Here is a 17,722-nt window from a genome sequence, read left to right on the forward strand (position 1 = left end):
GTCAGGCAGCGTGGACCGTGTGCCGGTTTCGACCGGCTCGCTTTGCTTCGTAAAGCGCCTCATCGGCGGCGCGCAGCAGGTCGCGCTCGTCCCAGCCGGGCTGGAGTTCGGCAATGCCGATGCTGAGCGTCACGGTCATGGGGTGCTCCCATTCTTCCGCAGCCAGCCGCTCGCGCATGCGGTCGCAGCGCAGGTCGAGCTCGGCGGCACGGCGCTTGGGAAAGACGAAGAGGAACTCCTCGCCACCCATCCTGCCGACCGAATCGTCGCTCCGCAGCTCGTCCATCAGAATGGCCGCGATCTGCTTGAGCACCGTGTCGCCAACTTCATGGCCGAATTCGTCGTTGATCGCTTTGAAGTGATCAATGTCCACCATCGCGACGGTCAGCGGCTCGTGGCGGAATTCATTGGCGTCCATCGCCTCGGCTAGATTGGCGAGGATGTAGCGGCGGTTGGGCATGCCGGTCAGCGCATCGGTTTCGGCCAGCATGCGTACTTCGGCGGCTTCGCGTTCGGCCTTCGCGCGAGCGATTTCCAGTTGCGCCATTGTTTGTGCGCGCTCGGTCACATCCAGCATGGTGCCGAACAGAGCAATGACCTTACCCCCACCGTCGGCTTCGGCCTGACCGCGGCAATCGATGTGGACGATGTCGCCAGGCGCGCGCACGATCCGTGTCTCAAAGGCAAAAGGCAGGGCTTGGCTCATTGCCTCGACGATGAAGGCTCGAATACGGTCGCGATCGTCGGGGTGGACAAGGGCGAGCCACTGCTCGAACCCAGGATGCTCGCTTTCCTCAAACCCGCAGATACGCAGAGCTTCGCGCGACCAGCGGGCCGAGTTATCGCCCGGCTGGAAACGCCAATGGCCGACTTTCGCTGCCCGCTCTGCCGCTTCCAGCAGGGTGGCGTTCTCAGCCGTGCGGGTAAGCGCCTGCTCGCGTTCCGAGAGGAGGTAGGCTAGCGGCATGGAAGAGCCGAGCAGCGCCACGAGGTAAATCTGGAAGAACAACACCTGTTCTTCGGTGGTAGAGAAGAACAATGTCAACGGCCCCGCGTTGAACGCGTTGAGCACCGACCCGATGGTCGCGATAATCAGGACGGCCACTGCGGCGCCGCTCAGGCCCATCACTGCGGTCGCAACGGCAATACCGAGAACCGGCAGGAAGAGCAGCGGCATGTCGGCTTGACCGAAGGCGGCGGCCGAAAGGATGGCAACCACCAGCATGGTCCACAGCGACTTCATCGTAAGAAGGTCGCGCCGGTCCTGAGGGTCCTGCGCCATGAACAGGATCACGGGTGTGCCGACCAGCATGCCCAATGTGACCGTGCTCGTCCACGAGAAGAGGAAAGGGTACGCCATGTTGCCCGACAGCAGGCCGGCCATCAGGCCGCTGAAACAGCCCGCGACGATAGCTGCAGCCGCAAACCGCAGCGTAGTCCACGGCCGCGACAAGGGCTTGAGTGAAGCCTTGCTTGCGCCCATGAGGTAGAAGACGAGATAACCTTCGGCGAGGTTGGCAACGGTGTAGCCCGCCGAATCGAGCATGCCCGATCCCGCCCAGACATTGGAGATCATGCTCGCCGCGGCGACATAAAGGGTCGTGATGCGGCGGCGGCGGGGGCCGAAAAGGAGCAGGGCAGCCACGAAGATGCCGCTGGGCGGCCAGACAGCGGCGATGCCGTCCTCACCCTGCGTCAGGTCGAGAGCGACAAGCGCGCAGGCGAACCAGGCCAGGCCGAATACGATGGGCCAGCCGAAATACCCCGACTTTTGTCGTCTGGACACCAGCGATTCCTTCCTGGTTACGCGCTATACCAGAAGATCGCGGATTTGGCTTAACATTTCATATAATCGGCGACAGCCCTGCTACACGGGATCGGGGCGGCCTAAGCGCCGCTGCCGCGACACAGGTAGGTGGCGGGTCCCGGCACGCCATACTGGCCCGCCGGGACCCTTTTGGAAATCAGGCAGCCTGCTTGATCTCGCGCAGGGTGAGATCGAAGGTCACATCTTCGCCTGCAAGCGGGTGGTTTCCGTCGACCTTCACCTGCTCGTCGCCCACTTCGAGGACGTACAGCGTCATCGGCTGGCCGTCGGGCGACTGGGCCTGCAGAGCCATGCCGGGCTCCGGCGCGGGCTCGGGCGGCAGGTTGGCGCGCGGGATGTCGAGGATGAGCTCCTCGCGGCGCGGACCGAAGGCGTTGTCGCTCTCGATTTCGACGCTCTTTTCATCGCCCACGGCCATGCCGGTGAGCGCTTCTTCGATCTGCGGGAAGATCTGCCCGCTGCCGAGCGTGATTTCCTGCGGGCCGGTCTGTGCCGTGTTGCCGATCTCGGCGCCATCGCCCCGCTTGAGGACGTAGTCGATGATCACGGTGTCACCGCTGTTGGGAGTAGTCATGGATATCCTTTGAATTTCGTGTGTGCGGCGCGAGGGAATTGCGCCGTCAGGCAACGCACCCGCGGTTCGGATGCCTTGCGCGCGATTGTGTCAAAGGTGGGTGGGGGGAGTCAAATAGGGTGGCCGAAGCTGACAAAGTTGACACGGCGTCAACCGGGTGGTGTCGCAGAAAGTGCTTTTTATACAGTGATATATGTCGAGATCGAGAAGTTGACACATGGCCGGATTTTTTCCCGAGGATAGTTGCTAGGATTTCCTGCGAGATAGCCAATCGAGACCCAGTAGGAAAACGCTGCGCGCCCCAGAAACACACGACGAGTTGCCACTCGAAATCGCAGCCGATGTTTACGGTCTAGCCGCCGTTGGAAGTAATCATGGGTACCCGTTGAATTTCGCGTTCGCGGCGCGGATTGGATGCGCCGCCCTGAACAGCACCTGCGAACCGGGCGCTTCGCCTGCGATTGTGTCAAAGGTGGGTGGGGGGAGTCAAATGGCCCTAACGCTAGACATAGGGGCAGCTTTCAGGCGGTCAGAATATCGCGTCCAACGGCCGAGATTGGGGTGGAAATCGGCCATAGCTTTCTGACTGAGTCTCTTTTCAGTATCACCTCCGGCAATCAGCGATGCGCCAAGGGCAGCCGCATCAGAATCTCGCCGAAATAACTGTCGCCGATCTTGATGGCGCCAAGTTCCCGGCCATACTCCTCGAAGCCAGCGGCGGCATATAGGCTCGCAGCAGTTTCGTTTCCCTCGACAACCGTCAACAAAACTTCTCCATACATGGGTCGCGCATGTCCGATCACTGCGTCGAGCAGGAGCTTGCCAAGGCCGACTCCTCGCGCATCGGGCCTCACAAACATTCCCCATAAAATTGCCTTGTGCCGAAGCTCCACTTTCTCCCGAGAAGCCAAGCCGGCGCAACCGACCAGTTGCCCATTTAGCCAGGCACCGAATACTACCCCGTGGGAAAGACGGTCGGCCACAGTGCTTTCGGAAAGGCTGGCTTCTTCGTCTAGAGACGCGCCAAAATATTCGGGATGTGACCGAAGATCTGAATGACGAAGTTCCCTGTATAGGAGAGCATGTTCGGGACCGAGACGGCTCACCTTTATCCCATCGTCCACTACGTGATATCCTCTCTAGCCATCTGACAGGCCGAGCATCGCATAGAAAATTAAACGTCGGCAATCGGGTCGTTAGCGGAAAGTCTGTTAACGATCCGCAGGGCCTGTCAACGCGTCAGTTTCTTATAAGCCAACCGCGTCGGCCTATCCGCCGCATCGCCCAGCCTGCGCCGCTTGTCTTCTTCGTAAGCCTCGAAGTTGCCTTCGAACCATTCGACGTAGCTGTCGCCTTCGAAGGCGAGGATGTGCGTGGCGAGGCGGTCGAGGAAGAAGCGGTCATGGCTGATGACCACGGCGCATCCGGCGAAGTTCTCAATCGCCTCTTCCAGCGCGCCCAGCGTTTCCACGTCGAGGTCGTTGGTCGGTTCGTCGAGCAGCAGGACGTTGCCGCCCTCCTTCAGCATCTTGGCCATGTGGACGCGATTGCGTTCACCGCCCGACAGCTTGCCGACGTTCTTCTGCTGGTCCGCGCCCTTGAAGTTGAACGCGCCGACATAGGCGCGGGTCGAGGTGTCGTGGCCGTTGACCTTCATGTAGTCGAGGCCGTCCGAAATCTCTTCCCAAACGTTGTTCTTGGGGTTCAGATGGTCGCGGCTCTGGTCGACATAGCCGAGATGCACGGTCGAACCGATTTCCACCGTGCCGCTGTCGGGTTCTTCCTTGCCGGTCAGGATCTTGAACAGCGTGGACTTGCCCGCGCCGTTCGGCCCGATCACGCCGACGATGCCGCCCGGGGGCAGCATGAAGGAGAGGTTTTCGAAGAGCAGCTTGTCGCCATAGGCCTTCGAGATGTTCTTGGCCTCGATCACCTTGCCGCCGAGACGTTCGGGCACCTGGATGACGATCTGCGCCTTGCCGGGCTTGCGGTCCTTCTGGCCTTCCTGGAGTTCCTCGAACTTGCGGATACGGGCCTTGGACTTGGTCTGGCGGGCGCTGGGCGTCTGCCGGATCCATTCGAGTTCGCGTGACAGGGCCTTCGAACGCCCGCTTTCCTCGCGGCTTTCCTGCTCGAGGCGCTTGGCCTTCTTTTCGAGGTAGGTCGAGTAGTTGCCCTCGTACGGATAGTAGGATCCGCGGTCGAGTTCGAGGATCCATTCCACCACATTGTCGAGGAAGTAGCGGTCATGGGTGATCATCAGCACCGCACCGGCATATTCCTTGAGGTGGTTTTCGAGCCACTGGACGGATTCGGCGTCGAGGTGGTTGGTCGGTTCGTCCAGCAGCAGGATGGAGGGCTTCTGGATCAGCAGACGGGTCAGCGCGACGCGGCGCTTCTCGCCGCCCGAAAGATCGGTGACGGGCCAGTCGCCGGGAGGGCAGCGCAGCGCTTCCATTGCGACTTCGAGCTGGTTGTCCAGCGTCCAGCCGTCGACCGCGTCGATCTTGTCTTGGAGTTCCGCCATCTCGGTGCTGAGCGCGTCGAAATCGGCGTCTTCCTCGGCCATTTCCATGCCGATGGCGTTGAAGCGTTCGACCATGTCGGCGGTCTCGCGCGCGCCGTCCTTAACGTTTTCGAGCACGGTCTTGCTCTCGTCGAGCTCGGGCTCCTGCTCCAGATAACCGACGGTGATGTTCTCGCCCGGCCATGCCTCGCCGGTGAAGTCGGTGTCGATGCCGGCCATGATCTTGATCAGCGTCGACTTGCCCGCGCCGTTCGGACCGACGATGCCGATCTTCGCGCCCTGGTAGAACTGCAGGTTGATATTGCTGAGCACCGGCTTGTTGGCACCGGGGAAGGTCTTGGTCATGTCCTTCATGACAAAGGCGTATTGCGCGGCCATCGGGCGAATCCTTGGATGTGTCGTCAAAGAGGGGAAGTTTGGTGGGCCAGATAGGCGTGCAAAGCGGAAGGGGCAAGGTGGCAGAGGCAAAGGGAAGGGGTTGGCATTGCCGCCGGGGCTGTTAGCAAGCGGCCCCATGAACAAGTCGCTCCTCGCGCTCGCCGCGCTCTCGCTCTCCGTTCCCGCAAATGCCGACCGCGCCGATATGGCGCTGGAAGGCGACACGATCGCGTGGGATTTCGTCGAAGGGATCACCACCGAAGTCGGCCCGCGCATGCCAGGTACCGAGCAGGAAGCGCGCGGCCGCGTCTGGGCGATGGAATGGCTGCAGGCCAACGGCTTTGCCAATGTGGCCGACGAGCCGTTCGACATGCCGACCTGGGTGCGCGGTGTCGAAACTGCCGAAGTGACCGCGCCTTTCGCGCAGCCGATGGCGATCACCGCGCTTTCGACCACTACGTCGACCGGGCCGGAAGGGCTTGAAGCCGAAGTCGTCTACTTCCCGACCTATGCCGACCTTGTGGCCGCCGAAGGCGGTAGCCTTGCGGGCAAGATCGCCTTTGTCAGCCACGATATGCGCGCGGCGCAGGATGGCTCGCATTACGGGTTTGCCGGCCCTGCGCGCTGGATGGCGCCGTCGCTGGCAGCGAGCAAGGGCGCGGTGGCGACCGTGATCCGCTCGGTAGGGACTGACAACCACCGCGTGCCGCACACGGGCACGACAACCTTCGCCGAAGGCGTGACGCCCACGCCCGCCGGCGCGCTTTCCAATCCCGATGCCGACACGCTGGAGCGCATGTTCGCGCGCGCCGAGGGGCAGCCGATCCGCATGAAGCTGGTCATGACCCCGCGCGATCTCGGCATGACGCGCAGCGGCAATATCGTGGGCGAGATCGCCGGGCGCGATCCCTCGCTGCCGCCGGTCCTGCTCGCGTGCCACCTCGACAGCTGGGACCTTGGCACCGGCGCCATCGATGACGGTGCAGGCTGCGGCATCATCGCCGCGGCGGCAAAGCACGTGGCCGCCGAAGGGCAGCCGCTGCGCACCATCCGCCTGCTGTTCGCGGGCGCGGAGGAGACCGGGCTGTGGGGCTCCAAGGCCTATAGCGAAGCGCATCTGGACGAGACGGTCTATGTCGGTCTCGAAAGCGATTTCGGCGCCGACCGCATCTGGCGGCTGGAGACGAACTTCACCGCGAGCGATCCAACGCTCTATGCCGAGCTGGCTGCAAGTGTCGTCCGCTTCGGCGTCGCGCCCACGCGGATCGCCGCCACCGGCGGGGCCGATCTAGACCTCGTGCGCGACCAGAAGGGGCCACTGATCGACCTGCAGCAAGACGGGACGCGGTATTTCGACCTTCACCACACGGCGGACGACACGCTCGACAAGATCGATCCGGTTCAGTTACGCCAGAACGTCGCCGTGTGGACCGCCGTGGTCGCCGTGCTGGCAAATCGGGCGGAGCCGATAGTGTTGTCGGCAAACAACTAACGGCATTATTTCCCAAATCGAGACAGTTTGCGGTCGAAACCCGGTCTGGAAACTTGTAAGGACGCGCCAATTCTTTACGCGCCGTTAGGGGTACTCGCGTAAAGCAATGGGGTAAGGAGGTCGGGGCGACCTAATGAGGGAACAGATAATCGGTCTGATCACACCGACGATGGCGGTGGTGTTCATGCTCGTCTTCCTGGTCATGTGGAACCGGGGGAAGATGGGCAGCTATGTGCTCGCCTTCGCCGCATCCTATTTCTTCTTTTGCCTCGGATTTGCCGCGACGCATCTGCTGGATACGGGCACAGCCTATATCTTCCACGTGACGCAGTTCTTTTACGCGATGTCCGTCGCCAGCGCGATCTGGGGTCTGGCGACGCGCGTCGGCCAGCCGCCCTATCTTGGCGCTCTTCTTTCAGTTTATGGAATGACGGCCCTGACCTTGCTGGTCGCGGTCGCAACCTCAAACGATATCGCGCCGCGGCTGATCATCGTTAATGTCGGTTATGGTGTCATGTATGTCATTGGCGTGATGACCCTCCTGGGGGCCCATAAGCGTGAAGCCATCGACCGCCTGATCATCACCACGCAAACCCTGCTTGCCGCGCAATTCTTCATTCGGCCTGTGCTAACCTTGCTGGTCGAAAGCTCGATTCCGGCCGGTGAGTATCGGGAGTCGATCTATTATTCCGTGCTCAACCTGTCGCTCTCCATCGCTGCCCTGATGTGCGCAATGGTGCTGGTCGGCGCCTGTGTTTACGACCAGATAAAGTCGGTCAAGGAACGTGCGGAGATGGATTTGCTGACGGGTCTTCGCACGCGCCGTGCCTTCGAGCAGGACGTCATCGCACAGGTCGAGAAGGCCAAGCTGGAAGGCGTTCCGGTTTCGCTGGTCGTAGCCGATATCGATCACTTCAAGGCGGTCAACGACGTCTGGGGCCACCAGGTCGGTGACAAGGCGATCGCCGCCTTCGGACAAGTGGTCACCGACACCATCCGCGATACCGATATTGCCGGTCGCATCGGCGGCGAGGAATTCTGCGTTCTGGCGTGGAATTGCGACGGCGAAGCGGCAATCTCGATGGCCGAACGCATCCGCAAATGCTTCGCGGAAACGCAGGTCGAGGGCATGCCCGAAGACCATCGTCTCACCGCCAGTTTCGGCGTGGCCGGGCGGAACGAGGGCGAGGGGTACGGCAAGGTCTTCGCCCGCGCCGACGCCGCGCTCTACACCGCCAAGGAAGAGGGCCGAAACCGTACCGTGCGGATCGAGAACAAGAAGCTGCTCTCGAACATCACCCGTCTGGACACCGGTAATGGCGATACGCCTTCCGACGAGGCACGTGCCGCAAGCGCCTAGGCGACCAATCCATCCACCGGGCGGGCCGTCCTGCCCGGGAAGAGTTCCCGCATAACTTTCTCCGCATCCAGCGCGTAGTGCTCGGCCATCGCGCCGGCCATCAGCGCCTCGAGAGACAAGGTAGGCTTGAGATCGCGGCCCTCGAACAAGTTCTGCGGTGCGAGGCCGGGCCAGTCGGCCAGAACCTTGCCGCCTCGAAGCGAGCCGCCCAGCAGCAGCGCCGCGCTGCCGGTACCGTGGTCGGTCCCGTTGGTCCCGTTCATCGCTACAGTGCGACCGAATTCGGTGACGACCATCACGAGCGTGTCCTTCCACACAGGGCTTATGCCCTTGCGGAACTCGGCGATGAGACCGTCTAGCTGGCGGAAGCGGTTGTCGAGCATCCCCATCTGGTTGGCGTGGCTGTCCCAGCCGGGCAGGTCGACCATGGCGATCCGCGCTCCTTTCGGGTCGCGCAGCATCCGCGCGGCAAGCACGCCGACATCACTGGCCCGCGCGAGATTGCGCATGTCGGAGGCGTCGGCGATCCCGTCCGCCTGCTGCGCCGCTTGCCACAGCGCGGCAAGCTGCGGGTCGGCGGAATAAAGGTCGGGGAGGCGCTCGATCAGCCCCTCGCTTGCCTTGGGCAGCGGGCTGGGTGCGTAGGTCGAGGCTGGATTGTCGCCCCGCAGCGCCAGCGGCAGGGCAGAGGCCAGAGCGATGGCCGGAAGCTCGCCGCCGCCCGCAAGACCGAGGAAGCGATTGAGAAAGCCGTCGCGGCGCTGGAAGGGCTGCGTGCCGCCTGTCTCGAGCAGGTTCTGCGCGTCGAAATGCGAACGCTCGCGATAGTCGGTCGCCACGGCATGGGCGACAAGCGCTTCGCCATCGGCATAGAGCTTGCCGAATTCATCGAGCCGCGGATGCAGCGCGAATATTCCGTCGAGCTTGCGCGCATCAGCATAGGTTTCGATCCAGCGGGCGCGGTGCTGGCGGTAGGCGGGATCGGCCAGCGGTGCGGCAAGCGCCAGTCCGTCGGTCGCCCCGCGCATCACGAGGACGAGCAGGCGCTTCTCGCTCGCGGCGCGGGCGAAGGCGAGTTTGGGGCCTAGAGCGGCAAGGCTCGCCCCCGCCATCGATCCGGCCAGCATGGTGCGTCGTGTCAGCATGGCTATCTCCGCATCATTTCGGGCGAGACGAGCAACAGGGCGAAACCCATCTCGTTGCTTTCGGCCCAGCGAATGGTTTGCATCGTGCTCTCGGACAGAGAGCCGGGAAACATGGCTTCGGCCAGCGCCCGCGTGTCTTCGAGACGGGTCTGCTCGGCAAAGCGCTCGGCCGCTTCGACCCGGCGCAGGATCGCGTTGGGCGCCGCCCAGCTTGCCTCGCGGTCGTCCCAGCCGGCTGGCGAACCGGGCTGCCAGACCTCCTGACCAAGCGCCCGCATCATGATGGCGAATTGCCGGTCGGCCTGTCCCGCCTGTCCGCTCGCGCGGATCATGCCGATTGCCCATTCCCACGGCTGGCGAAACTTCACTGGCTGGCTCACCCAGCATTCCGGCGCATCGACGAGCACGGTGTAAAGGCTGGGCAGATGCCCTTCGGTCTCGCGGAAGGTGTCGGCAAGGCGGTCAACGAGCGGCTGCGGCGGCGTGTCACCGGCAAAGTGGCGCGCAAGCTTGGTAGCGATGAAGCGCGCGGTGGAGGGGTGGACTGCGAGGTCGTCAAGGATGGCCAAAGCCTGCCGCTCGCCCTCGTCAGCGTAGCTTCGTCCCATGATCCGGCGCGTGCCGGGTTGGTGGATCCAGTCAAAGAATGCGGCACCATTGGCTTGCGGACGCGCCTTGTCGGCATAGGGAATGCCCTGCATCGTCCAGCCGGTAAGCGCCCGGGCGAGCTCCTTCACATCCTCCTGCGTATAGCCGCCGCCGACGCCGAGCGTGTGCAATTCGAGGATTTCGCGCCCGAGGTTCTCGTTCAATCCGCGCATCGGCCGTCCGCGCTGCTGGCGGGCTTTGGCCGCCGGGCTGTCGGGCCCCTGCGACTGGAACTGGTCGAGATAGGCGAGCATGGCAGGATGCAGCGACGCGGCTTTGAGCAGGTCGCGAAAATGCCCTGCAACATGAGGGCGGATCGCCCCAAATTCATAGGCGCCGATAAGCGTGGGAACCTGAGACTTGTCCACCGATACTGCGAAATGGTTCGACCAGAAGTGGACCAGCCGCTCCATGAAGGGAGTGTCGCTTTCCAGCGCCAACCGCGCGCGAAGGGCGACTTCGCCTATGTAGGAATTGCGAAGGTTCTTGAGCCGCGCTTGCTGTATCTCGGCGCGCCGGTCCGTTCCCGCCTCGTCACGCCGGCCTCGGAAGGCGAAGGTCTCGGCAACCGCGCTTCGGGCATCTGCGCCGCCGAAGCTTCGTCCCCCGAGCGCCGAAGGGGCAGGTTCGTATGCGGCGATCTGCTGCTTGAGCCAAATTTTCGCGTCGTTTGGCAGCGCATCTTCGCGGCGATAGCCGAGGCCGAAGCGGTTGAGAGCGATCGAAATCGGGGTCATCGCGGCAATCTTTCCAATTTGCTCCATCGAAGGCAACTCACGCCGCCCGTTTTGGTCCCCCGCCGGTGAAGTGCCTTGCTAGGAGGCCGGGCATGAATGCTACCTGTAAGCCGGCGCGTGCGACGAGGAAAAGGCTGAAAGAAAGCCACAATCCGTGGCTTCCCAGCGGCCAGCTGACCCATAGCGAGAGCGCGTAGACCACGGCCGCGCCGATCATCGTCAGCAGCAGCCTGTGCGTCCAGCTCGCCCCGACATAGACCCCGTCGAGGACGAAGCCGGCCAGGCCGAGGAAGGGGATGACCACCAGCCAGGGAGCTAGCGCCTGCGCCTCGATCCTGACCGCCTCGGTCGCGGCGAAGCTGGCAAGGATGGGGTCGGCGAGCAGGAAGAAGCCGGCGGCGACCAGCGCGGCGGCGACCATACCGCGCCACAGGATCGCACGGATGTAGAGGATAAAGCCGCGCCGGTCGTGCGCGCCCGCGCGCTCGCCATTCAAGACCTGCGCGGCGTTCTCGAACCCGTCGAGCAACAGGGCGGTGAAGATGAAGAGCTGGTAGATGATCCCGTTCGCCGCCAGCACCACCGCACCGCGCTCGGCCGAAAGCCGGGTGATCCCGGCCAGCGCCACCACAAGCACCACCGTGCGCAGGAAGAGGTCACGATTGACGACAAGGAAGGGGCGCAGCTCGGCCAGCTTCGCCACGCCGCCAGCCTTGGCCCGCGCCACCAGCACGGCGCCCTGCGCCCCGCCGAGCACGATACCCGCCAGCACGACAAGCTTGGCGTATTCGGCGATGAAGCTCGACCAGCCGATCCCGGCTATGCCCCAGTCGAGGCCGAGCACGAACCACAGGCCGAGCCCCACGTTGAGGAGGTTGTAGGCGACCTCCACCAGCAGCACCGTCTTCATCCGGCGCTGGCCGACGAGGAAACCGATCATCGCGAAATTCGCCATGACCGCCGGTGCGCTCCAGTAACGGATGTCCGCATAGACCCCCGCCGCCTCGCGCACCGCGCCGCTCGCTCCCAAAGCGTCGAGCGCCAAAGGCAGCAGCAGCGGCTTGGCGAGGATCAGCAGCGCCGCGATGGCGAGGCCGACGATCAGCCCGCGCAGCAGCACCAGCGCCTGCGCCTCTGCGCCCGAGCGTGTGCCTTCCTGCGCCACCAGCCCGGTGGTGCCGGTCTTGAGGAAGTTCATCACCGTGAAGAGGACCGCGAACAACCGCGCACCCACGTCGACCGCACCCTGCGTCGGCGCATCGCCTAGGCGCCCCACGATCCACATATCGCCGATGCCGATCAGCGCGGTGGCGACATTGGTCACCATGGCGGGCAGGGCGATCGCCCAGATGGCGCGCGTATCGAGAGGCGTGGAAGGGGAGGCGGTGGTGGTCGTCACTACTCGCTCCCCTGCAATGTTCGACGTGTGGTCGGGGAGACTGGATTCGAACCAGCGACCCCTTGTACCCAAAACAAGTGCGCTACCAGGCTGCGCCACTCCCCGACACTTACGTCGAACTTCTGACCGGACGGCGGTTGGTAGGCCCGGCAGGACTCGAACCCGCGACCTAGCCGTTATGAGCGGCCAGCTCTAACCAACTGAGCTACGGGCCCCCGCCAACCGTCCGAGAAGGCGAAACCGCCGCCTAGCGCCGCGCTTGGCGCGAGGCAAGCAGCGAAAGGGAAGTTTTGCCTATCCCGCGGCGTTTTCTGGCGCGGGTATGGTCTCTGCCGCTGCGAGCAGGGGAAGCGACAGGACGAGGCGGTCGTTGTCGCGCACCAGGTCCCCGCTCGAGGCGCGGGCCTCGGCACGGGCGAGGCGCAGCGAGAAGCCGGCCCCGAAGATGCCCGCGCTCAGTGCGCCCGAACCGGGACGCGTCTCGACCGAGAAAATGTCCTCCGCCTCGCGCAGGCTGGCGGGCAGGGTCACCGAGAATTCGAGCTGGTCACCCGAGGTATCGAGGTCGAGCCGGATCGCTTCGCCAGCGCCGGTCGCCCCGGCCAGCGTCGCCAGCAGGCGCCAGGCGAGCATTTCGGCTTCCGACTGGTCGAGTGCCAGGGGTGCGCGCGCATCTGCCAGATTGGCATCGAAGCGCGCGACGCGCGGGCTCAGTACGGTCTGGAGTTGCATGACCTGCCGCCGGGCGATCGCCGCAAAGTCGCAATTGCCCGGCTCCAGTTCGAGAACGCCCGCCTCGAGCTTGGCGAGTCGATCCAGTTCATCGAAACCGGCGAGGATATGCGCCGAATCGCCCGCTATCGTGGCGGCGATGCTGCGGTATTCATGCGGGACGGGACCGATCATCTGCTGCTGGATGATCTCGGCATAACCCTGCATGGCGTTGACCGGCGTGCGCAGTTCGTGGAGCAGCTGGCGCAGGCGGTCGGCCTCAGCCTCGCGGCGGTCGGACACCCCTTCCACCACCCGGCGGAAGCGCCCGACATAGCCGAAAAAGCGTCCTTCCTCGCGGGTGAAGCGGGGGGTGGCATCGACAATCCATTCGCCTTCGATCCGCTGCGCGCCGCGCAAGGTGAGGCGCGTGTTCGAGAGCGGCTGGCGGCGCGCGATAGCATCGGCAAGAGCGGATGAGCCCAGAACCATCAGGTCCGTGCCCACAACCATGGGGGCGATCCCGCTGTCCGCCCAATCGATCTTCCCGCGCGAATCCGCCCCGAAGAGGAAATGGTCGAGCGCGCCTTGTTCGGCTTCGTCGCCCATTGGCAGCCGCGGAGCGTCGCGATCCTCCAGCTGCGGCGGGTCGCCCAAACGTGCGCGGCGGAAGCCCTCGATCCGTTCGACCAGCGAGCGGACGTCGTCCTTGCCCGGCGCGGCACGCGGGCCGTTGGATGTGGCGGGTTCGGCCGTTTCGCCGGACACGGTCGTTTCTTCCGGTGGCGGCGCGAGCTCTTCCATCAGCTCGAGCGGTTCGGGCTCGGGCAGGGCGCGGTCGGACACGCCAAGCCGGTCGAGGACCTCCACAGCCTCGCGCGGCAAATCGCGGCGATGGCGGAGGAAACCGCGCGCGCGGATCGGCAGTTTCGGGATGAGCTCGGCCCATTCGCTCCCACGCAATTGCGCGCGGTAAAGCGCGGCGGCCGCGACATGGGGATGCGCCTCGCCGAACCATTTGACGAGTTCGGGATTGCGGAAGCGCCAGCCGCTTTCGCCCACGATGGCTGCGCGGGTCATGGCCGGGATCATCTCGCCCAGCGCGATCAGGCGCAGGTACGCAGCGGCCTTCAGCGCGCGGTCGCCCGCCTGCGGACGCTCGCCGAGCAGGTCGATGAGCTGGCGGAACTGCGTCTTCGCCGCACGCTCGCCGGTTGCGCGCAGGCGCAGCACAGTGGCAAGGCGGTCGTCGAAATGCATTCAGTCTCCGGCTGTTGGACGCGAGTATGGAGGATGGGCCATCGCACATCGGCCCTCATTCAGGCTCAACAGATATAGTTAAGCGGCCCTTTACCCCAGCTGCACGCTGTCCTGCGTTGCAATGTGGGACGATTGCTGGCAAACATAATAATGTTAGCCAATCGGATGGTTGCGCACTTCCAACATTTCATGTGCGCAAAACGATCCCCTTGGCATACCGTCTGAACGGGGAAGAATCGCCATGGCCAATCTCGACGATATCGATCGTCGCCTGCTGTCGGAACTGCAGGATGAAGGCAGAATCACCAACGTCGAGCTGGCGCATCGAGTCGGCCTGACCGCGCCGCCCTGCCTGCGCCGAGTCCGCGCGCTGGAAGAAGAGGGCGTGATCCGCGGCTACCACGCCGATCTCGACCCGTCGCAGCTGGGCTTCTCGATCACCGTCTTCGCCATGGTCAGCCTGAAGAGCCAGGCGGAAGACTCGCTGCGCGAATTCGAGCAGGCGATGAAGGACCTGCCCGAAGTGCGCGAAGTCCACATGCTCAACGGCGAGATCGACTTCATCATCAAGATCGTCAGCCGCGACCTGCAGGCCTTTCAGGAATTCCTCACCAGCAAGCTGACGCCCGCGCCCAATGTGGCGAGCGTGAAGACTTCGCTGACGATCCGCACCAGCAAGAACGATCCGGGCGTCCCGCTATGAGCAAGACCATGATCGGTCACTGCCTGTGCGGTGCGGTTACGGTGGAACTTGTGGGCGCGAAAGCCGAACTCGAAATCTGCCAATGCACCATGTGCCGCCGATGGGGCGGGGCCTTCTACGCGGCCTTGGCTGGCGACAGCTTCACGCTTGGCGGCGAGGAAGCGGTCACCGCCTACGCCTCGAGCGATTGGGGCGAACGGGCCTTTTGCTCGAAATGCGGGACGAATATCTGGTGGCGCTTCAAGCCGACCGGCAACCGCAGCTTTTCGGCCGGCCTGTTCGACGAAGCCGAACAGCTCGGCATCGAGAAGGAGATCTTCGTCGATGAAGCGGCGGACTGGTGCCGGTTGCAGGGCGACCATCCGCGCCAGACCGGCGAAGAAGTGATCGCGGAGGCCAAGGCCGCCGGCTTCACCTTCGACTAGCGCTTTTCGAGCGTCCTAGGCCAATAGCCATTCGAGCGGTGGTGGCAGGCGTTTTGCGCTGAAATCCAATTGTAGAACTCGCCTGCGTCCTTTTGAGATCGAGCGGTCCGACGCGTGAAGAATTGGCGTGGAATAGAACCAGACATCGCCCGCATTCGCCTCGCAATGGAGCAACTCGTGCTCCTTTGCGACACGCTCGGCATCTGCATCCGCAATCTGACCGAGTCGGTGCGTTTGCACCGCAATCTTGAGCGGCGCATTCTCCATGGTCACGGCATCGAGGTGTACCCGCACGGTCACCATGCTTTCGGTAACTTTGAACGGTGGCTGCACGTGATGCAGCCCCTGCTTTATGGTCCAGGGTCCAAAACCGTCAATCTGTGCCGGGCGCTTCACGCAAATAGTGCGATCTTGATGCCAGCCCAGAGCCCAGTTCGTGCCTGGCGATTTGTCGAAGGCAATAGCGCGGACGACATGGGCCGGAGCGCCCAGAAGTTTGCTTACCTGTCTTATGAGCAGGCTGTCCTTGCCAGCGATGAGTTCCAACGCCTGTGCATTGGACAGACGCACCCCTGCATCCGAGCCAATATCATCGAATAGTCTGGTGAGCTCCGCAAGCTGGTCGGCAGCCAAGCTGCGATGCAACTCGGCCCCGTCGCTTGCGAAGCACAACGAATTCAGCCGTCCCGCGTCTTCAGCCACTCTTCCAGCCACTTGATCGAATAGTCGCCGCTTTTCACGTCGTCCTGTTCGAGCAGGGCCTGGTGCAGCGGGACCGAGGTTTTCACGCCCTCGATCACCATTTCTTCCAGCGCGCGCTTCAGCCGCATCATGCAGCCTTCGCGGTTGCGGCCGTAGACGATGAGCTTGGCGATCATGCTGTCATAAAAGGGCGGGATCGAATAGCCGGCGTAAAGCCCGCTATCGACACGCACGTGCATGCCGCCGGCCGGGTGGTAATAGCTGATCTTGCCGGGGCTCGGCGCGAAGGTGAACGGGTCTTCCGCGTTGATGCGGCATTCGATCGCGTGGCCCTTGAACTCGATCTCGTCCTGCTTGACCGACAGCGGCTTGCCGTCGGCGATGCGGATCTGTTCGCGCACGAGGTCGACGCCGGTGATGGCTTCGGTGACTGGGTGTTCGACCTGCAGGCGGGTGTTCATTTCGATGAAATAGAACTCGCCGTTTTCCCACAGGAATTCGACCGTGCCTGCGCCGCGATAGCCCATGTCGCGCATCGCTTGCGCGCAGACTTCGCCCATGCGCATACGGTCTTCCTCGCCCAGCACGGGGGAGGGGGCTTCCTCGAGCACCTTCTGGTGGCGGCGCTGGAGCGAACAGTCGCGCTCGCCCAGGTGGATGGCGTTGCCATTTCCGTCGCCGAATACCTGGAATTCGATGTGGCGCGGATCGCCGAGGTATTTCTCGATATAGACGGTGGCGTCGCCGAAGGCGGCCTTCGCCTCGCTGCCCGCCTGCTTCATCAGCGTTTCGAGCTGGTCTTCGCTTTCGCACACCTTCATGCCGCGGCCACCGCCGCCGCTGGCAGCCTTGATGATGACTGGGAAGCCGATTTCCGCAGCGATTGCACGCGCTTCCTCGACCGTTGCGACCGCGCCGTCCGAACCGGGCACGAGCGGCAGGCCCAGCGCGCCGGCGGTCTTCTTCGCCTCGACCTTGTCGCCCATGGTGCGGATGTGTTCGGGCTTTGGGCCGATCCACTTGATATCGTGGGCTTCCACGATCTCGGCGAACTTGGCGTTTTCCGAGAGAAAGCCGTAGCCCGGGTGGATCGCATCGGCCTGCGCGATTTCGGCGGCCGAGATGATGTTGGCGATGTTGAGATAGCTGTCGGCGGCGGCCGGCGGACCGATGCACACGGCATGGTCGGCGAGGCGGACGTGCATGGCATCAGCGTCGGCGGTGGAGTGAACCGCGACCGTCTCGATACCCATCTCGTGCGCGGCGCGGTGGATGCGGAGCGCGATTTCGCCGCGATTGGCGATGAGGATGCGTGAAATGGCCATGGTTTACCCGATGACGACGAGCGGCTGGTCGAACTCGACCGGCTGGGCGTTCTCGACGAGGATCGACTTCACCGTACCAGCCTTGTCGGCAGTGATCGGATTCATGACCTTCATGGCTTCCACGATCACGAGGGTCTGGCCTTCCTTCACGCTGTCGCCGACGCTGACGAAGTCCGAAGCGCCCGGTTCCGGCGCGAGGTAGACGGTGCCGACCATGGGCGACTTGATCGCACCGGCGGTGTCGGCAGCGGCGGGCGCGGGGTCGTTACCGGGTGCAGGGGCTGCCGGAGCCGGCGCGGCTGCTGCGGGTGCCGGAGCCGCCATCGGGGCAGGCGCTGCGGCCATTGCCACGCCGCCGCCGCGCGATACGCGGATCTTGCGCTCGCCATCCTCGACTTCGATTTCGGTGAGCCCGGTGTCGCCCAGCATCTCGGCGAGTTCGCGCACGAGCGAGGTGTCGACGTTCATGCCGGATTTCCCGGCGTTACCTTTACGTTCGGCCATGAAT

The 17,722-nt window shown here is 63.8% G+C and carries 15 protein-coding genes and 2 tRNA genes; 4 read left to right on the plus strand and 13 right to left on the minus strand.

All coding sequences use genetic code 11. The annotated features are described in order from the left end of the window. Position 1 precedes the first annotated feature (1 nt). The 4 genes from ED21_RS14890 to ettA form a co-directional block, all read right to left on the minus strand. Positions 2–1,786, minus strand: a complete 1,785-nt coding sequence (locus ED21_RS14890) for a sensor domain-containing diguanylate cyclase (protein WP_006834544.1) — start codon at positions 1,784–1,786, stop codon at positions 2–4. A gap of 178 nt (positions 1,787–1,964) precedes the next feature. After that, positions 1,965–2,402: a peptidylprolyl isomerase gene (locus ED21_RS13775; RefSeq protein WP_006834545.1), complete on the minus strand. Its 438-nt coding sequence runs from the start codon at positions 2,400–2,402 to the stop codon at positions 1,965–1,967. A 617-nt stretch (positions 2,403–3,019) separates the two neighbouring features. Continuing rightward, positions 3,020–3,508, minus strand: a complete 489-nt coding sequence (locus ED21_RS15255) for a GNAT family N-acetyltransferase (RefSeq protein WP_083800474.1) — start codon at positions 3,506–3,508, stop codon at positions 3,020–3,022. Positions 3,509–3,633: 125 nt separating this feature from the next. Then, a complete protein-coding gene (ettA, locus tag ED21_RS13785) occupies positions 3,634–5,307 on the minus strand; it encodes an energy-dependent translational throttle protein EttA (RefSeq protein WP_006834547.1) in 1,674 nt (557 codons plus the stop codon). Positions 5,308–5,443: 136 nt separating this feature from the next. On the opposite strand from ettA, the gene ED21_RS13790 reads away from it, so the two are divergent. After that, positions 5,444–6,799: a M20/M25/M40 family metallo-hydrolase gene (locus ED21_RS13790; protein ID WP_006834548.1), complete on the plus strand. Its 1,356-nt coding sequence runs from the start codon at positions 5,444–5,446 to the stop codon at positions 6,797–6,799. Between the two features lie 133 nt (positions 6,800–6,932). Next, positions 6,933–8,159, plus strand: a complete 1,227-nt coding sequence (locus ED21_RS13795; protein WP_006834549.1) for a GGDEF domain-containing protein — start codon at positions 6,933–6,935, stop codon at positions 8,157–8,159. Here ED21_RS13795 and ED21_RS13800 read toward each other — a convergent pair. The 6 genes from ED21_RS13800 to ED21_RS13825 form a co-directional block, all read right to left on the minus strand. Further along, the gene (locus ED21_RS13800) at positions 8,156–9,304 is read right to left on the minus strand and encodes a DUF1501 domain-containing protein (protein WP_006834550.1); all 1,149 of its coding nucleotides are present in this window, start codon (positions 9,302–9,304) and stop codon (positions 8,156–8,158) included. The two genes, ED21_RS13795 and ED21_RS13800, sit on opposite strands and share 4 nt — an antisense overlap. Before the next feature lie 2 nt (positions 9,305–9,306). After that, positions 9,307–10,689 (minus strand): DUF1800 family protein, encoded by a 1,383-nt coding sequence (locus ED21_RS13805; protein WP_034922861.1) that lies wholly within the window; start codon positions 10,687–10,689, stop codon positions 9,307–9,309. A gap of 37 nt (positions 10,690–10,726) precedes the next feature. Next, entirely contained in the window at positions 10,727–12,088 is a 1,362-nt protein-coding gene (locus ED21_RS13810) for an MATE family efflux transporter (RefSeq protein WP_006834552.1), read from the minus strand. Between the two features lie 28 nt (positions 12,089–12,116). Continuing rightward, positions 12,117–12,193: transfer RNA gene (locus ED21_RS13815), tRNA-Pro, on the minus strand. A gap of 33 nt (positions 12,194–12,226) precedes the next feature. Then, positions 12,227–12,303: transfer RNA gene (locus ED21_RS13820), tRNA-Ile, on the minus strand. Positions 12,304–12,382: 79 nt separating this feature from the next. Continuing rightward, positions 12,383–14,059: a sensor histidine kinase KdpD gene (locus ED21_RS13825; protein WP_006834553.1), complete on the minus strand. Its 1,677-nt coding sequence runs from the start codon at positions 14,057–14,059 to the stop codon at positions 12,383–12,385. 241 nt (positions 14,060–14,300) lie between these two features. On the opposite strand from ED21_RS13825, the gene ED21_RS13830 reads away from it, so the two are divergent. Further along, positions 14,301–14,762 carry an Lrp/AsnC family transcriptional regulator gene (locus ED21_RS13830; RefSeq protein ID WP_006834554.1) on the plus strand — a complete coding sequence of 154 codons (462 nt, stop codon included), beginning with the start codon at positions 14,301–14,303 and terminating at the stop codon, positions 14,760–14,762. After that, on the plus strand, positions 14,759–15,187 hold the full coding sequence (locus tag ED21_RS13835; protein ID WP_006834555.1) for a GFA family protein: 429 nt from the start codon (positions 14,759–14,761) through the stop codon (positions 15,185–15,187). Before ED21_RS13830 ends, ED21_RS13835 begins: the two co-directional genes overlap by 4 nt. Before the next feature lie 15 nt (positions 15,188–15,202). Here ED21_RS13835 and ED21_RS13840 read toward each other — a convergent pair whose 3' ends face one another. Genes ED21_RS13840 through accB form a run of 3 tightly spaced genes read right to left on the minus strand, consistent with a single transcriptional unit; the run spans position 15,203 to position 17,718 of the window. Next, a complete protein-coding gene (locus ED21_RS13840) occupies positions 15,203–15,889 on the minus strand; it encodes a phytanoyl-CoA dioxygenase family protein (protein WP_006834556.1) in 687 nt (228 codons plus the stop codon). Then, the gene (gene accC / locus ED21_RS13845) at positions 15,865–17,214 is read right to left on the minus strand and encodes an acetyl-CoA carboxylase biotin carboxylase subunit (RefSeq protein WP_006834557.1); all 1,350 of its coding nucleotides are present in this window, start codon (positions 17,212–17,214) and stop codon (positions 15,865–15,867) included. The genes ED21_RS13840 and accC overlap by 25 nt, the downstream gene beginning before the upstream one ends. A 3-nt stretch (positions 17,215–17,217) precedes the next feature. After that, positions 17,218–17,718 (minus strand): acetyl-CoA carboxylase biotin carboxyl carrier protein, encoded by a 501-nt coding sequence (gene accB / locus ED21_RS13850; RefSeq protein ID WP_034922845.1) that lies wholly within the window; start codon positions 17,716–17,718, stop codon positions 17,218–17,220. Between the last annotated feature and the right edge of the window lie 4 nt (positions 17,719–17,722).

The sequence above is a fragment of the Erythrobacter sp. SD-21 genome (assembly GCF_000181515.1).
Taxonomy (GTDB): domain Bacteria; phylum Pseudomonadota; class Alphaproteobacteria; order Sphingomonadales; family Sphingomonadaceae; genus Qipengyuania.

Excerpts from the sequence above, each read along its gene's own strand:
- ED21_RS13775 (WP_006834545.1), bottom strand. The coding sequence starts at position 2,402 with ATGACTACTCCCAACAGCGGTGACACCGTGATCATCGACTACGTCCTC.
- ettA (WP_006834547.1), bottom strand. The coding sequence starts at position 5,307 with ATGGCCGCGCAATACGCCTTTGTCATGAAGGACATGACCAAGACCTTC.
- ED21_RS13790 (WP_006834548.1), top strand. The coding sequence starts at position 5,444 with ATGAACAAGTCGCTCCTCGCGCTCGCCGCGCTCTCGCTCTCCGTTCCC.
- ED21_RS13795 (WP_006834549.1), top strand. The coding sequence starts at position 6,933 with ATGAGGGAACAGATAATCGGTCTGATCACACCGACGATGGCGGTGGTG.
- ED21_RS13800 (WP_006834550.1), bottom strand. The coding sequence starts at position 9,304 with ATGCTGACACGACGCACCATGCTGGCCGGATCGATGGCGGGGGCGAGC.
- ED21_RS13805 (WP_034922861.1), bottom strand. The coding sequence starts at position 10,689 with ATGACCCCGATTTCGATCGCTCTCAACCGCTTCGGCCTCGGCTATCGC.
- ED21_RS13825 (WP_006834553.1), bottom strand. The coding sequence starts at position 14,059 with ATGCATTTCGACGACCGCCTTGCCACTGTGCTGCGCCTGCGCGCAACC.
- ED21_RS13830 (WP_006834554.1), top strand. The coding sequence starts at position 14,301 with ATGGCCAATCTCGACGATATCGATCGTCGCCTGCTGTCGGAACTGCAG.
- ED21_RS13835 (WP_006834555.1), top strand. The coding sequence starts at position 14,759 with ATGAGCAAGACCATGATCGGTCACTGCCTGTGCGGTGCGGTTACGGTG.
- accC (WP_006834557.1), bottom strand. The coding sequence starts at position 17,214 with ATGGCCATTTCACGCATCCTCATCGCCAATCGCGGCGAAATCGCGCTC.
- accB (WP_034922845.1), bottom strand. The coding sequence starts at position 17,718 with ATGGCCGAACGTAAAGGTAACGCCGGGAAATCCGGCATGAACGTCGAC.